Here is a 15,698-nt window from a genome sequence, read left to right as displayed (position 1 = left end):
GACGGGGGGCGGCCCACCCGCAACCCCCGACACGGGAGAGGAAAGAATGACCCTCCGCGATTATCGAACCGCTCCGGGCCACGCCCCGACCGACCGAGCCCCCCTTTGCGTCACCCGACGGACGGTGATGGGCGCGCTGCTTGGCCTCGCCGCCCTTCCCCTGCTGTCCCTTGGCGCCACGCCGTCCTGGGCCGCTGACCCGCCGACCGCAGAGGTCAATACCACCGGCCTGGCGGTGACCGATGACACGGTTACGGTGGGTATTCTCCACTCCATCACCGGCACCATGTCCATTTCCGAGACCGGGTCCGTTCAGGCCGAAAAGCTGGCCATCGACCAGATCAACGCCATGGGGGGCGTGCTGGGCCGCAAGATTGAATACATTCAGGAAGACGGCGCCAGCGATTGGCCGACCTTTGCGGAAAAGGCCAAGAAGCTGTTGGTGCAGGACAAGGTTGCCGCCGTCTTCGGTTGCTGGACCTCGGCTTCCCGCAAGGCGGTGCTGCCGGTCTTCGAGCAGTACAACGGCATGCTCTACTACCCGACGTTCTATGAAGGTCTGGAAGAGTCCCCGAACGTGATCTACACGGGTCAGGAAGCGACCCAGCAGATCCTGGCGGGCATCGACTGGGTGGTGGATACCAAGGGCGCGAAGAGTTTCTACCTGCTGGGGTCCGACTACATCTGGCCGCGCACCTCCAACAAGATCGCCCGCAAGCATATCGAGAAAAAGGGCCTGAAGGTCGTCGGCGAGGAATACTTCCCACTGGGCCATACCCAGTTCAACTCGGTCATCAACAAGATCAAGCTGAAGAAGCCGGACGTGATCTACGCCATCATCGTCGGCGGATCCAACGTGGCCTTCTACAAGCAGCTGAAGGCTGCTGGTATCGACATGACCAAGGAAAAGCCCCTGCTGCTGACCATCTCGGTGACCGAGGACGAAATCCGCGGCATCGGTGGCGAGAACATGCAGGGTGCCTATGCGGCCATGAAGTATTTCCAGTCCCTGCCCAACGAGAACAACGTCAATTTCGTCGCGGCGTTCAAGAAGATGTGGGGCGATGACATGGTGATCGGCGATGTCACCCAGGCCGCCTACCTGGGCCCCTGGCTGTGGAAGGCTGCCGTCGAGAAGGCCGGGAGCTTCGACATCGACAAAGTCCGCGAAGCCTCCCCGGGCATCGAGTTGACCACCGCTCCCGAAGGCTACGTGCGGATCCACGAAAACCACCATCTCTGGAGCAAGACCCGCATCGGGCATGCCCTCGCCAATGGCCAGTATGAGGTCGTCTACGAGACCAAGGAGCTGATGGAGCCCAACCCCTTCCCCGAAGGCTACCAATAAGCCCTGACGTTTGGACGCGGCGCGTGGAAATCCGATACCCCCTTTCCCCGCGCCGCCTCCCACAGCCAGGGCGGGTGACGGCCCCGCCCTGGCTTTTCCCCCCCCGCCTTTACCGTCCTTACCGACCCATTCCGTCCTCACCGCCAGGGAGTCACACCATGTTCGACGGCTACACGATGGGAGAACTGGGCGCGATCTTCGCCATGCAGGGGTTCGCCGGTCTGATCCTCTTTTCCGTCTTCGTTCTGATGGCCCTGGGATTGGCCATCATCTTCGGGCAGATGGGCGTCATCAACATGGCGCACGGCGAATTCATGATCCTCGGCGCCTATGTCACCTACCTTTGTTCCACGTTTTTCTCCGAATACCTTCCCGGCCTGTTTGGGATCTATTTCTTTGTCGCCATGGGATTGGCCTTCCTGGCCAGTGGTGCCCTTGGGGCCTTTGTCGAATGGGCCTTGATCCGGCACCTCTATAACCGCCCCTTGGACACGCTTTTGGCCACCTGGGGTCTGAGCCTGATCCTGCAACAGGCCTATCGCTCCATTTTCGGTGCCCGGGAAGTGGGGGTCAGTCTACCCGACTGGATGATGGGCTCGATCCAGCTTACCGACCTGATCGAGGTGCCCCTCAACGGTGTTTTTGTCATGGTCCTGACCTTGCTGATTACCCTTGGCGTGGGCCTTCTGATGTACCGATCCCGCTTCGGAAAACAGGTGCGGGCCGTGGTGCAGAACCGGACGATGGCCGGAGCGGTCGGCATCAACACCGAAAGGGTGGATCGGGGCACCTTTGCCCTGGGCTGCGGCATTGCCGGGGTGGCGGGCAGCGCCTTTACCATGGTGGGCTCCACGGGGCCGACGGCGGGGCAGTTGTACATCGTCGATACCTTCCTGGTGGTGGTCTTTGGTGGCGCCCAGAGCTTGCTCGGAACCATTGCTTCGGCCTTTGCCATCTCCCAGTCCCAATCGACCATGGAATTCTTCCTGTCGGGCTCCATGGCCAAGGTCCTGACCCTGCTGGTCGTCGTCGGCATCCTGATGCTGCGTCCCCAGGGGCTGTTCGTTCTCAAGGTCCGGCGCTAGAGCGGGATGAGGAAAAATGGGCACCGGTTTTCCGTCCTCATTCCGCTCTAACCTATTGAAATTGATCCCTGTCATGGGTTCTGGCCTGTACGGCCAAAACCCGGGGCAGTGATCTAGGGAGGCTCCCGCTATGATGCGCAAACTCGATTTTTCGGGGCGGGGAGCCCTTGGGTTCCTCCTCCTCGCCGTCCTGATCTTCCTGGTCTTTCCCCTGGCCCTGGATGCCTTCCGCCTGAATATGGTGGGCAAGTATCTGACCTATGCTTTCGTGGCTTTGGGCTTGGTGCTCTGCTGGGGCTACGGCGGGATCCTGAGCCTGGGGCAGGGGGTGTTCTTCGGCCTGGGGGGCTATTGCATGGCCATGTTCCTCAAGCTGGAGGCCTCCAGCCCCGAGGCCACGGCCATCCAGTCCACTCCGGGCATTCCCGACTTCATGGACTGGAACCAGATCACGGCCCTGCCCTGGTTCTGGGAGCCGTTCCACTCCCTTCCTTTCACCGTGGTCGCCATCGTCGCCGTCCCTGTGATCTTCGCCTTTATCCTGGGGGTGGCCATGTTCACCCGCCGGGTGGGTGGGGTGTACTTCGCCATCATCACCCAGGCCATGGCGGCGATTCTGTCCATCCTGATCATTGGCCAGCAGGGCTACACCGGGGGGGTGAACGGCATTACCGACCTGCGCACCCTGCTGGGCTGGGACATCCGCACCGATAACGCCAAGGTCATCCTGTATTTCCTCAATGGCGGTCTGCTCTTCGCCTGCCTGTTTCTGGCCGCCTGGGTGAAGAACACCAAGTTTGGCCGCATCCTGGTTGCCATGCGCGGCAAGGAAGATCGGGTGCGCTTCTCCGGTTACGACGTGGCTGGGTTCAAGATCTTCATTTTCTGCCTCGCTGCCGGGATCTCGGCCATTGGTGGGGCGATGTTCACCTTGCAGGTGGGCTTCATGTCGCCCTCTTTTGTCGGCATCGTGCCGTCCATCGAGATGGTCATTTTCTGCGCGGTTGGAGGGCGCCTCTCCATCCTGGGCGCCGTCTACGGAACCCTGGTGGTCAATTACGCCAAAACCACCCTGTCGGAATCCTTCCCTGAGCTTTGGCTGTTTGCCATGGGCGCCGTTTTCATCGGTGTCGTCATGGCCTTCCCCAATGGCCTGGCGGGCCTGTGGAGCGACCATGTCGCCCCCCGTCTTCCGGGCAAACTGGGCGGGCGAGGCGCAAAAGCGGATGCCGAAGCCCCGGCCCCTGCGGAATAAGGAGAGAGGACCATGTCCAGCAATACGGATTTCCTGCTCGCGGTGGAGGACCTGACCGTGTCCTTCGACGGGTTCAAGGCGGTGGATGGCCTGACCTTCTACGTCGATGAAAACGAGATTCGCGTGATCATCGGTCCCAATGGGGCAGGCAAGACCACCGTGCTCGACCTCATCTGTGGGCGCACCAAGGCCTCCAGCGGGTCGATCAAGTACCGGGATCGGGAACTGACCGACATGCGCGAACACCAGATCGTGCATGCCGGGGTGGGGCGCAAATTCCAGAATCCCTCCATCTACGAGGACCTGACGGTTTTCGAGAACCTGGAGATTTCCTTCCCGCGCGGTCGGACGGTCTTCGGAGCGCTCGCGTTCAAGCGGGATGCCGAGGTGATCGATCGGGTGGAGGAGGTGGCGGAGTCCATCTTCCTCGCCGATCAGCTCAACCGGCGGGCGGAGCTGCTCAGCCATGGTCAGAAACAATGGCTGGAGATCGGCATGTTGCTGATCCAGGAGCCGGAACTGTTGATGCTCGACGAGCCGGTGGCGGGGATGAGCGTGGCCGAACGGATCAAGACCGCAGAGCTGCTCAACCGCATTGCCAGCAACCGCTCCATGCTGGTGATCGAGCACGACATGAAGTTCGTCGAGGACATCGCCCACAAGGTGACCGTCCTTCACCAGGGCAAGAAGCTTTCCGAGGGATCCATGGAGGCGGTTCAGGCCGACCCCAAGGTCATCGAAGTCTACCTCGGACATTAAGGAACCCCGCCATGCTGCACGTCGACAACCTGCATGTGGCCTATGGTCAAAGCGAGGTCATCCATGGCCTGGATTTCACCGTGGGCGAAAACGAGATCGTCGCCATCATGGGCCGCAACGGCATGGGCAAGACCACGCTCATGAAGTCGCTCATGGGGGTCGTGGGCACCGCATCGGGTGCCGTGACTCTGAACGGGACACCGGTCACGGACATGAAAAGCCACCAGCGGGTTGCCGCCGGATTGGGCTATGTCCCCCAAGGGCGGATGATTTTCACCGCCATGACGGTCGAGGAAAACATCGAAACCGGCCTGACCGTGACCGGGGAGCGCAAGGTCCCCAATGATGTCTACGAGCTGTTTCCGGTTTTGCTCGAGATGCGCAAGCGCCGGGGCGGCAACCTCTCGGGTGGTCAGCAGCAACAACTGGCCATCGCCCGGGCTCTGGTCAGTCGGCCCAAGGTCCTGCTGCTCGACGAGCCGACGGAGGGGATCCAACCCTCCATCATCAAGGAGATGGCGCGCACCCTGCGCCGGATCCGGGATGAGAAGGGCCTGAGTATCATCGTCTCCGAACAGGTGCTCAGTTTCGCCCTGGATATCGCCGACCGCGTTTTGGTGCTGGAGAACGGGCAGCTGGTCCACGACAGCCCCCGCGACGGCATCGACGAGGCCAAGGTGGCCAAGTTCCTGTCTGTTTAAGGTTTTTGTATCTCACGGCAGTCCGCTTTGCGGACGCCTCCGATGGGGCGCGCTTCGCACGGCGGCCAGTCGACCGCTTGTTGTCGGTCGCCTGTTCAGGGGGTCGGACATTGTCCGCTCCCCTCCACCTCCGTCCCAAGCCCAGATGCGCCACAAACCCCAAGCCATAAAAGGAAAGTCCGATGGCGAAAACCCTGATCAAGATCGACCGCTCCAAGTCCCCTTACGAGCATGACCAGGTGCACAACCGCTGGCACCCTGACATTCCCATGGCGGCCATGGTCAAGCCCGGTGACGATTTCGTCCTCGAGTGCTTCGACTGGACCGGCAAGCAGATCAAGAATGACGACGATGCCGCCGACGTGCGGGATGTCGATCTGTCCCAGGTCCACTTTCTGACCGGTCCCGTGGGGGTCGAGGGTGCCGAACCCGGTGACCTGCTGGTGGTCGATATCCTCGATATTGGCGCTTTCCCCGATGAGCAGTGGGGTTTTAACGGCTTCTTCTCCAAGAACAACGGCGGCGGCTTTCTGGACAACCATTTCCCCGAAGCCCAGAAGTCCATCTGGGATTTCGAGGGCATGTACACCAAGTCCCGCCATGTGCCGGGCGTCCGCTTCCCCGGTCTGATCCACCCTGGGCTGATCGGTTGTCTGCCGTCCAAGGAGATGCTCGACACCTGGAACACCCGCGAAAAGGAGCTGTTCGATACGGATCCGGAGCGGGTGCCGACCCTGGCCTGCTTGCCCTATGCCGAGACCGCCCATATGGGCCGCCTGACCGGCGAGGAAAAGGCTGCCGCCGCCGCCGAAGGTGCGCGTACCGTGCCGCCCCGCGAACACGGCGGCAACTGTGACATCAAGGACCTGTCCCGGGGATCCAAGGTCTACTTCCCTGTCTATGTGAAAGACGGCGGTCTATCGGTGGGCGATTTGCACTTCAGCCAGGGCGACGGTGAAATCACCTTCTGCGGCGCCATCGAAATGGCCGGCTGGATTCATATGAAGGTCGAGTTGATCAAGGACGGGATGGCGAAGTATGCGATCAAGAACCCGATCTTCAAACCCAGCCCGATCACGCCCAAGTACGATGACTATGTGATCTTCGAAGGCATTTCCGTCGATGAAGGAGGCAAGCAGCACTTCCTCGATGTCCATGTGGCCTATCGTCAGGCTTGCCTGAACGCCATTGGCTATCTGAAAAACTTCGGATACTCCGGCGCCCAGGGCTATGCCATTCTCGGCACGGCGCCCGTGCAGGGCCATATCTCCGGTGTGGTGGACGTGCCCAACGCCTGCGCCACCCTGTGGATTCCCACGGGCATCTTTGACTTCGACATCAACCCCAATGCCGATGGTCCGAAAAAGGAGCTGGATGGCTCCATCGATGTGCCCTTGGCACCTGACCTCGCGTAGGGGAGGATTGGCTGCCCCCGCCCGTCTTTTCGGGCGGGGGCAGCGCTTTTGAGTGAACTGCTTGCTCTCGAACGACCGGAGGCCCGCCATGCCCGTCTATGATTACACCTGCCCCACCTGCGGCCCCTTCAACACCCTGGCGACGGTGGATCAGGCCTGGGATGACGCCGTTTGCCCCAAATGTTTGGGCGAGGCGCCCCGGGACATTCGCACCATGCCAAACCAGGGCCTTTTGGATGTGGGCACCCGAACCTCCTTGGCCCGCAACGAGAAGGCCCGCGAGGTGCCTTTTTCGAAGGAAGGATGGGGGGAGGAGAAGGCGCGCCGCGCCCATGACGCCCGCAAAGGCCATCGCCACGGTCCTGGATGCGGATGTGGGGGGGAGGAGACGCCGACCCGTACGGTGGTTCGGCCCGATGGCTCCAAGTATTTCCCCGGGGCCCGGCCTTGGATGATCAGTCACTAGCATTACAGTTGCATTTTTTGACGACATCTGACTCTGTGAGTTTCTATAATTCGGAGGTCATGGATGACGGGTGCATCGATTGAGGCGATGCTTGAGCTTTGGGCGTCTTCGCTGCGAGCAGTGAAGGCGCGGATGCATCCGCTGTTCACCCAGGACCGTGTAGCGGTTTACGTGTAGCGGTTTTTGGACGGGTTGCTGGGGGAGGAACGCCGCAAGACGGGCTGGGTGCGGGCGGAGGCGGCCGGTGATCCGGGTCCCTGGCGGCAACAAGCCATTCTGGGTCGCGGGCGTTGGGATGCGGAAGCGCTGCGCGACATCGTGCGCGAGTACGCGCTGGAGACGCTGGCCGAAGAGGACGCGGTTCTGGTCATCGATGAGACCGGCTTTCTGAAGCAGGGCAAGGCGTCGTGCGGGGTTGCGCGCCAGTACACGGGTTCGGCGGGCAAAATCACCAATTGCCAGATCGGGGTGTTCGCCTCGTATGTATCGCGCCATGGCCATGCCTTCATTGATCGGGCGCTTTATACCCAGGTGCGGTGAGTTTGCCTCACCGCACCTTGGAAGCGGCCAAGTGGCCGCCGCGCCTTATGGCGCGTAAAAGCCCGCCTGGCGTTTGAACGCAAGAAAAGCGGCCTGGGTTTCAACCCGCGCCGCTTGGTATTATCTGCCACGGGCCTGGACGGGCGCTCCCGAGCGCCTGAAGGCGGCGCATGTGCCCAGTGATGTGGGATTTGCGACGAAGCCACGGATCGCGTGCCGGATGATTGCGCGCGCGGTCGCTGCGGGGGTGCCGTTCTCCTTCGTGGCGGCGGACAGCGTCTATGGCACGGGAGAGATCGAAACAGTGCTGGGCAAGGGGGCAAGGGCTACGTCTTGGGTGTCGCCGCCAATCATGTGTTCCGGTCCTGGGGCAAACCGCAGCCCGTCGGCGGCACCGCCGCCGAGATCGCCCAACACCTTCCCGAGAGCGCCTGGCGGCGGCTGTCGGCGGGCGAAGGAACCAAAGGGCCGCGCCTGCACGACTGGGCCTATCTCGACCTGGCCGACCTTGAGGCCGACGAATACAACAGCTCCCTCACCGGGGAGTGGACACGGGGCCTGTTGATCCGCCGCACCATCGCCGACGGCGATCTCGCCTTCTTCTCCACATGGTGCCTCACGGGCATGCCGATGGAAAAGCTGGTGTCGGTGGAAGGCCATCGCTGGGCCATTGAGGACAGCGTCGAAACTGCCAAGAACGAACTCGGTCTCGATCACAACGAGACACGCTCCTGGTACGGCTGGCACCGCCATGTCTCCCTCGTCATGCTCGCCTTCGCCATGATGGCCGTCATCCGACACCACGCCAACGCCACGGAAGCACACAAAAAAACGCTGTCTCGCCCCCCCTCACCCCTCCACAAGAACGAACTGAGGGTCTGGGAGGCCGCTGCCTCCCAGCGGGGGCATGGGGGCAGCGCCCCCATAGTATCGATCACCACCCACTCCCCTATAGAACATCGATATCCAACCCCAGGTCCAAGCTCGGCGCGCTGTGGGTCAGCCAGCCGACGCTGATCACGTCCACGCCCGTTGCCGCGATGGCCGGAGCGGTCTCCAGCGTCACGCCGCCCGAGGCCTCCAGGGTCACCGGCGCTTTGGCCCTCTCCCGCGTTTGGGCCCGGGTCAGGGCGACCGCTTCGCGCAGCAGGTCCGGAGCCATGTTGTCGAGCAGGACCACATCCGGCCCGGCCTCCAGGGCTTCGGCGAGTTGGGCCAGGGTGTCGACTTCCACTTCCACCTTCACCAGATGGCCGACGAAGGCCCGGGCGCGGGCGATGGCCTCGGTGACGGATCCGGCCACGGCGATGTGGTTGTCCTTGATCAACACCGCGTCATCCAATCCGTAGCGGTGGCTGGAGCCGCCGCCCGCGCGCACGGCGTATTTCTCCAGGCCGCGTAGGCCAGGCGTGGTCTTGCGCGTGCAGGTGATGTGCACCAGATGGGGCTGCACCGCCGCCACCAGCGCGGCGGTGGCCGTGGCGATGCCCGACAGGTGACCGGCGAAGTTCAGCGCCACCCGCTCCGCCGAGAGGATCGCCCGGGCCGGGCCGGTGAGGGTCATCAGATCCTCTCCCGGGGCCAGCACCGCTCCCTCGCCCTTATGGACCGCACAGGTTACCGAGGGGTCCATCAGGCGGAAGGCCATCACGGCAGCCTCCACCCCTGCGGCGACGCCGGGTTTTCTCGCACGCATCACGGCGGTGGCCTGGGCGTCGGCGGGGATGACGGCCTCGGTCGTGATGTCGCCCCGGCGCCCCAGGTCCTCGGCCAGGGCGGCGCGGACGAGGGGCTCAAGCAGGAGGGCGGGAAAGGGCGCCATTGGGAGAGCCCGGGGGAGGATAGGGGAGGAGGTCATGCTTCTTGCGCTTTCATGGCGGATTGGATCGGCGCGCCCAGGCTGGCGAGCACCCCGGCCAAGGTCAGGCGGGAGGACCGGGCTTCGGGAGCGGTGTCGGGGAAATCCAGGCGCAGATGGGCGCCCCGGCTCTCCCGCCGCTCCAGGGCGGCCTGGGTGATCATCAGGGCGAGCAACGACAGGTCACTCCCGCCCCCTTGACCTTGTCCCTGGCCCTGGCCCTGACTGGCGATGCGGGAGAGGAGGGTCTCGCGTGCCGCTTCCAGCCCCCGGGCCTCGCGGACCACGCCCAGGTGGGCGTCCATCAGATGGCGGACCGGAGCCGGGGCGAGATCCTCCACAGCCGCATCCACCAACCCGGCGGAGCGGGTCGAGAGGCGTCCGGGCGTGGCACGCAGAGCCTCGGACAGGCGGCGGGCAAGCACCACGGCCTCAATCAGGGAGTTGCTCGCCAAGCGGTTGGCACCATGAAGGCCGGTGGCTGCGACCTCGCCGCAGGCCCAAAGGCCCGGGACCGAGGTCCGCCCCCGGTCGTCCACGGCGAGGCCGCCCATGTGGTAATGGGCCGCCGGGCGCACGGGGATGGGCTCGCGGGCCGGATCCAGGCCATGGGCCTGGCAATGGCCGTAGACCGTCGGGAAATGGAGGGCAAAGTGGTCTCCCAGGGCGGCGCGGGCGTCGAGAAACACCGAACCACCCCGGGCGATCTCCGCTCCCACGGCCCGGGCGACCACGTCACGGGGGGCCAAGTCACCGCCGGGCGTTCCCGCCATCAGGGGGGCGCCCGCTGCGGTGATCAGGGTTGCGCCCTCGCCGCGCAGGGCCTCCGACGCCAGGGGCAGGGAGCCGGGACCGAGGGGCTCTGTCCCCGGCTCCTTAGTCCCCAGGGCGATGGCGGTGGGGTGGAACTGGATGAACTCGATATCCCGCAGCACCGCCCCGGCCCGGGCGCCGAGCATCAATCCCGCCCCCCGGGAGGAGATCGGATTGGTGGTGGAGGCGAAGAGCCCCCCGACCCCGCCCGTGGCCAGGACAACGGCCCGGGCGGACAGGGTTTCGGTCCGCCCGCCTCCGTAGCGAACCACGGCGCCGGTCACCCGCTCGCCGTCACGGGTCAGGCCAACGACGGAAACGCCATCACGCACCGCGATCCAGGGGGCACGCAAAACCGTCTCGGCCAGGGCGGCGAGGATGCGCGCGCCGGAGCCGTCTCCGCCCGCATGGAGCACCCGGCGGCGGGAATGTCCGGCCTCCAGGGCCAGGGCAAGGCACCCGTCGGTTCCCCGATCAAAACGGGTGCCCCAGGCTTCCAGGGCGGCGATGGCCTCGGGCGCGCCGTCAGTGATCAGGCGGGCGACCCGGGCATCGGTCAGCCCCCCTCCCACGGCGAGGGTGTCTTGGGCGTGGAGGGCCGGAGCATCATCGGCGCCCATGGCCGCAGCGATCCCCCCTTGCGCCCATTCCGTGGAGCCACCGGTTCCCAGGGGGGAGGTGGTCAGGACGGTAACCGGCAGGGGCGCCAGGGACAGGGCCGTGGAGAGTCCCGCAATGCCGCCCCCCACGACCAGGACCCGGTCCTTGCTCCCTTGGGTGGGGTCCTGCCGTCCCCTGTCTCGCGGGCCGGGCATGTCAGCGGCCCACCGCGAGCATGCGCTCGACGGCCAAGCGGGCACGGTCGACGATGGCCGGGTCGATGGTGACTTCCGGCGCCAGGGTTTCCAGGGACTTGCGGATGTTGGCGAGCGTGATGCGCTTCATATGGGGGCAGAGGTTGCAGGGACGGACGAAGTCCACCTCGGGCGCCTGGGCGGCGACGTTGTCGCTCATGGAACATTCGGTAACCATCAGCACCTTGCGGCCCGAAAGGCCCTTGGCCCGGGTGATCATCTGCTCAGTGGAGCCGACGAAGTCCGAGGCCTCGATCACGTCCGGTGGGCATTCGGGGTGGGCGATGACCACCAGACCGTCATGGGCCTCGCGGAACTGGGTGATTTCTTCACCGGTGAAGCGCTCGTGGACCTCGCAATGGCCGGTCCAGGGGATGATCTCCACCTTGGTCTGGGTCTGGACATAGGCCGCCAGATATTCATCGGGCAGCATGAGCACCCGGTCGACGCCCAGGCTTTCCACCACCTTCACGGCATTGCCCGAGGTACAGCAGATATCGGATTCCGCCTTTACCTCAGCCGAGGTATTCACATAGGTGACGACGGGCACACCGGGGTATTGGGTGCGGAGCTGGCGGATGTCCGCCGCCGTGATGGATTCGGCCAGGGAGCATCCGGCCTCCATATCGGGCATCAGCACGATCTTGTCCGGGTTCACCAGTTTGGCGGTTTCGGCCATGAAGTGGACCCCGGCCATGACAATCACCTTGGCGTCGGCCTCCTGGGCCTTGTGCGCCAGGGCCAGGGAGTCGCCAACGATGTCGGAGACCCCGTGGTAGATGTCCGGCGTCTGGTAGTTATGGGCGAGGATGACCGCATCCCGGGCGGCCTTCAGACGCTCAATTTCGGCGATTTCCGCCGAGAGGGCGGGCCATTCCAGCGGGGTGACCCGTTCGCGGAGGGCGGCCAGACGATCGCCCTCCCCACCCGGCCCAAAGCGTCCCTCGAAACCCATCGTCGCCTCCTTATACTCATTACGAGTATTTTATAGGTAAAAATGAGACGGGATCCACGCCCGTCTATTATGCACAGTCTGAGTATAAATAAGCCTGGTTGTCAAGGGGGCGGGGTGCCGGAAGGAAGGCAGCACCCAAACCATTGGACGTTCATTCGAGAAAAATCAATTATGGCCGACAGCCACCCCGCCTTCGGATGGAGCCGTATTGATGCCTGTACAGGGACCTTCCCCCGCCATTTGGATCGACCGTCCCCAGGAGGCCATTCTCGCCGACTGGTTGGCAGCGCATCAAAGCCGCATGACGGTGATCACCGGGGCCGGTGGCGCGGGGAAATCCAGTCTGCTCGCGCGCTTCCGGACCCTCTGCGCGGAAAAAAAGGTCCCCGTGGCCCTGCTGGACCTGAGCCGCTTCCGGGGAACGGGCCAGATTGAGGGCCCGCCCTTCCTGGCTGTCGCACGCACGGTCCATACTCCCAAATTCGACGCGGTGCGGCGGGTGCTGCTGGACGGCCCCCCCGATGGAGACCCCGGCGCCCTGGACGCCTTCTTCCCGGACATCGAGAAGGCGCTGGCGGAAGGGCAAAAGCTGACCCCCGACATGCCCCCCTTGGTTGGCGCCTTCCTTGTCTTGGCCGTACCCCTCGCCAAACTCGGCCAACGCGTCCGCCAGGTCCTGGGAAACAAGCGCAAGGCAAAGGTCCGCAGTTTCCCGGAAAAGGCCCTATTGGAAGCCCTCCTTGAGGATTTCTCCAAGGGAGGCGTCTTGCTGGTGGACACCTGGGAGGCAGCCCCGGACCTCGCCATCGGCACGCGGCTCTATTTCGAAACGGGCGAGGTGGGCGCGCGCCTCCCCTCCCAAACGGACCCTGTTCCCCTCCCGCAGTATTTCGGGGATGTGGCCAAGCACCTTCTCGCCGAGAGTCCCAGTCTGGTGGTTGCCGTTGGACGCACGGACATCGGCGCCACGGAAATCGTCGGGGTGCAATATCAACGCCACGGTACGATGACTCCCTTCGATGGACCGGAGATTCACGCCTACCTGAGCCGCGCCCTCCCCGACCTGCCGCCCATCCCTGCGGACCTTCTGGCCGACATCGCGGAGCGGACCTTGGGCAACCCCCTCTGGGTCGACTACATGGCGCGGACCATCCAGGACGACCGAAGCCGGAGCCCCAACTGGTCCTGGCAAGACTGGCCCCTTGTCCTGGAGCGGTTCGAGAAGGGGGACCGCTATGGACTCCTCGCCTTCCTGGCCCAAAGGGTCACCGGCCACGATGAGATCTGGCGCCTCGCCATCCCCCATCTGATCCCAAAGGAGGACTTCGCCCTTTTCTTCAACGGCCCCCCACCCCTGTCCATCGAGGATTACGCGGCGCGCGGCATCCTGACCGAAGCCCGTTTGCCCGGCCTCTTCACCCTGCATGACGAGGTCCGCGAAGCCCTACGGCTTTACGCCAAACACAACAGGCTTTGGTACGGCGACGAAGCCCAGACGGTCAGGAACGCCCTCACCGCCTCTTTCGACAGGCGAACCCACTGGACCCCGGAGGAGAACGCAAAGATATTCGCCGACTTTTTGCACCCCCCACCCGAGACTCCCCCGGCCTTGAGCCCCCTTTTCATGGAAGCCGGCTATTTATCACTTTTGGCGGATTCCAGAAGCCATGCGCTTTCTCCGAATATCGACCCGGAAGTCTTCTGGAAAAAAATCACAGAAAACCTTTCTCTCACAGTGAAACAAAAAAGACATTTATTACAAAGAGCTCCAGAATTGAGCCCTTTTCAAATAAGATCCCTATTGGATGTTTTCGAAGAGGAGAGAAGCAGCCTTAATGATCTTCTGGGACCGGAGTTGGCACGTGAAATCGCCACCATGTCGTCCAAAGGAGAGCTCCCTCAATCTTGGGAGAACAACGAACCTTTCCTCTTGTCCCTGCTAGAGAAGCTTGGAGAAAATGCCGTACTCCTCACATACTTAGGATCCTGCGACTCGGTTCCTCAAGATGAGCGATACGCCTATTTCAATCGCGCCCTCGCCGTAGCTCCGAAAAACGCGGACACCCTCGGAAACTTCGCTGTTTTCATGGAAACCGTCCGCAAAGACATGGACGAGGCCGAGAACCTCTACAAGAGGGCCATCGAGGCAGATCCCAAGCACGCGGACACCCTCGGAAACTTCGCTGTTTTCATGGAAACCGTCCGCAAAGACATGGACGAGGCCGAGGACCTCTACAAGAGGGCCATCGAGGCAGATCCCAAGCACGCGAACACCCTCGGAAACTTCGCGGATTTTATGGAAACCGTCCGCGAAGACATGGACGAGGCCGAGAACCTCTACAAGAGGGCCATTGAGGCCGATCCCAAGCATGCGAACAACCTCGGAAATTTCGCGGATTTTATGGAAACCGTCCGCGGAGACATGGACGAGGCCGAGGTTCTCTACAAGAGGGCCATCGAAGCCGATCCCAAGCACGCGACAGCCCTCGGAAACTTCGCGAATTTCATGCGCACCGTTCACGGAGACATGGATAAAGCCGAGGACCTCTACAAGAGGGCCACCGAGGCCGATCCGAAGCACGCGACAGCCCTCGAAAGCTTCGCGCTTTTCATGAAAAACGTCCGCAGAGACATGGACAGGGCCGAGGACCTCTACAAGAGGGCCATCGAGGCAGATCCCAAGCACGCAAACACCCTCAGAAATTTCGCGCTTTTCAAGCACACCGTTCGCGGAGACATGGACGAGGCAGAAGACCTCTACAAGAAGGCCATCGAGGCCGATCCCAAGCACGCGACAACCCTCGGAAACTTCGCGAATTTCATGCACACCGTCCGCAAAGACATGGACGAGGCCGAGGACCTCTACAAGAGGGCCATCGAGACCGATCCCAAGCACGCGAACACCCTCGGAAACTTCGCGGTTCTCATGCACACCGCTCGCGGAAACATGGATGAGGCAGAAGACCTCTACAAGAGGGCCATCGAGGCCGATCCCAAGCACGCGAAAAACCTCGGAAACTTCGCGAATTTCATGCACACCGTCCGCAGAGACATGGATAAAGCCGAGGACCTCTACAAGAGGGCCATCAAGGCCGATCCCAAGCACGCGAACACCCTCGGAAACTTCGCAGGGTTTTGTTTTTCCCAGGGACGAATGGACGAGGGCCGTGATCTCATCGTCCAGGCCTGGGAGGGGGAGGGTCGGTTTCCTTCCCTCGACCTCGAACTAAGCTTTTATGCTTGCGCCCATGGTCCGGACGTTCGCCTGTCGTCCCTGGGTATGGCGAAAAAGCTGATCCTGGACGGCGTCCGGTCGCCCGGTTGGGATCTGTCCGGCAACACGGCCCGCGCAAGGGACGACGGTCACCCCTGGCCCGATCTGCTGGACACCCTCGCCGCCGTTATCACCGAAGAAACGCCCGCCGAAGCGTTGGACGCCTTCGCCCCCTGGCGCGAGGCCACACCCATCGAACCGGCCAATCCCTTCTGACCGGTTGCGGGGAGAAATAATTTCGCCGACATCCTGTAACCCGACAGATGGTGTTGGAGGCTAAGGGAATACTGGGACTGGGTGGGATAAATTGGGATTTATCGAATGAGATCAATGGATTTTGGCCGACCCAGCCTCCCCAAAACTCCAAAACCAAGT

At 63.0% G+C, this 15,698-nt stretch carries 11 protein-coding genes and 2 pseudogenes; 10 read left to right on the top strand and 3 right to left on the bottom strand.

The features are described from left to right. Positions 1 to 46: 46 nt before the first annotated feature. The 9 genes and pseudogenes from urtA to ACLIRY_RS17770 form a co-directional block, all read left to right on the top strand. Positions 47 to 1,348, top strand: a complete 1,302-nt coding sequence (gene urtA, locus ACLIRY_RS17810; RefSeq protein WP_413206769.1) for an urea ABC transporter substrate-binding protein — start codon at positions 47 to 49, stop codon at positions 1,346 to 1,348. A 158-nt stretch (positions 1,349 to 1,506) separates the two neighbouring features. Continuing rightward, positions 1,507 to 2,433, top strand: a complete 927-nt coding sequence (gene urtB, locus ACLIRY_RS17805; RefSeq protein ID WP_413206768.1) for an urea ABC transporter permease subunit UrtB — start codon at positions 1,507 to 1,509, stop codon at positions 2,431 to 2,433. A 130-nt stretch (positions 2,434 to 2,563) separates the two neighbouring features. Next, complete coding sequence (gene urtC, locus ACLIRY_RS17800) at positions 2,564 to 3,688, top strand: urea ABC transporter permease subunit UrtC (protein ID WP_413206767.1); 1,125 nt, start codon at positions 2,564 to 2,566, stop codon at positions 3,686 to 3,688. A 12-nt stretch (positions 3,689 to 3,700) separates the two neighbouring features. Next, on the top strand, positions 3,701 to 4,447 hold the full coding sequence (gene urtD / locus ACLIRY_RS17795; protein ID WP_413206766.1) for an urea ABC transporter ATP-binding protein UrtD: 747 nt from the start codon (positions 3,701 to 3,703) through the stop codon (positions 4,445 to 4,447). Between the two features lie 11 nt (positions 4,448 to 4,458). Next, positions 4,459 to 5,148 (top strand): urea ABC transporter ATP-binding subunit UrtE, encoded by a 690-nt coding sequence (urtE, locus tag ACLIRY_RS17790; protein WP_413206765.1) that lies wholly within the window; start codon positions 4,459 to 4,461, stop codon positions 5,146 to 5,148. Positions 5,149 to 5,330: 182 nt separating this feature from the next. Beyond that, the gene (gene fmdA / locus ACLIRY_RS17785; RefSeq protein ID WP_413206764.1) at positions 5,331 to 6,563 is read left to right on the top strand and encodes a formamidase; all 1,233 of its coding nucleotides are present in this window, start codon (positions 5,331 to 5,333) and stop codon (positions 6,561 to 6,563) included. A gap of 88 nt (positions 6,564 to 6,651) precedes the next feature. Then, positions 6,652 to 7,029 carry an FmdB family zinc ribbon protein gene (locus ACLIRY_RS17780; protein ID WP_413206763.1) on the top strand — a complete coding sequence of 126 codons (378 nt, stop codon included), beginning with the start codon at positions 6,652 to 6,654 and terminating at the stop codon, positions 7,027 to 7,029. 63 nt (positions 7,030 to 7,092) lie between these two features. Next, positions 7,093 to 7,551, top strand: a pseudogene (locus ACLIRY_RS17775) (transposase); the annotation flags it as partial. Positions 7,552 to 7,690: 139 nt separating this feature from the next. Beyond that, positions 7,691 to 8,412: pseudogene (locus ACLIRY_RS17770) on the top strand (IS701 family transposase); the annotation flags it as partial. A 106-nt stretch (positions 8,413 to 8,518) separates the two neighbouring features. Here the strand turns inward: ACLIRY_RS17770 and nadC are convergent. Genes nadC through nadA form a run of 3 tightly spaced genes read right to left on the bottom strand, consistent with a single transcriptional unit; the run spans position 8,519 to position 12,049 of the window. After that, entirely contained in the window at positions 8,519 to 9,427 is a 909-nt protein-coding gene (nadC, locus tag ACLIRY_RS17765; RefSeq protein WP_413206762.1) for a carboxylating nicotinate-nucleotide diphosphorylase, read from the bottom strand. Beyond that, positions 9,424 to 11,055 (bottom strand): L-aspartate oxidase, encoded by a 1,632-nt coding sequence (locus ACLIRY_RS17760; protein ID WP_413206761.1) that lies wholly within the window; start codon positions 11,053 to 11,055, stop codon positions 9,424 to 9,426. The genes nadC and ACLIRY_RS17760 overlap by 4 nt, the downstream gene beginning before the upstream one ends. 1 nt (position 11,056) lies before the next feature. Further along, positions 11,057 to 12,049, bottom strand: a complete 993-nt coding sequence (gene nadA / locus ACLIRY_RS17755; RefSeq protein WP_413206760.1) for a quinolinate synthase NadA — start codon at positions 12,047 to 12,049, stop codon at positions 11,057 to 11,059. A 211-nt stretch (positions 12,050 to 12,260) separates the two neighbouring features. Between nadA and ACLIRY_RS17750 the strand changes: the two genes are divergently transcribed. Next, entirely contained in the window at positions 12,261 to 15,539 is a 3,279-nt protein-coding gene (locus ACLIRY_RS17750) for a tetratricopeptide repeat protein (protein WP_413206759.1), read from the top strand. Positions 15,540 to 15,698: the final 159 nt, after the last annotated feature.

This window comes from Rhodospirillum sp. A1_3_36 (assembly GCF_047263945.1).
In the GTDB taxonomy this organism is placed as follows: domain Bacteria; phylum Pseudomonadota; class Alphaproteobacteria; order Rhodospirillales; family Rhodospirillaceae; genus Rhodospirillum.
This window is presented reverse-complemented; position numbering and strand designations above follow the sequence as displayed.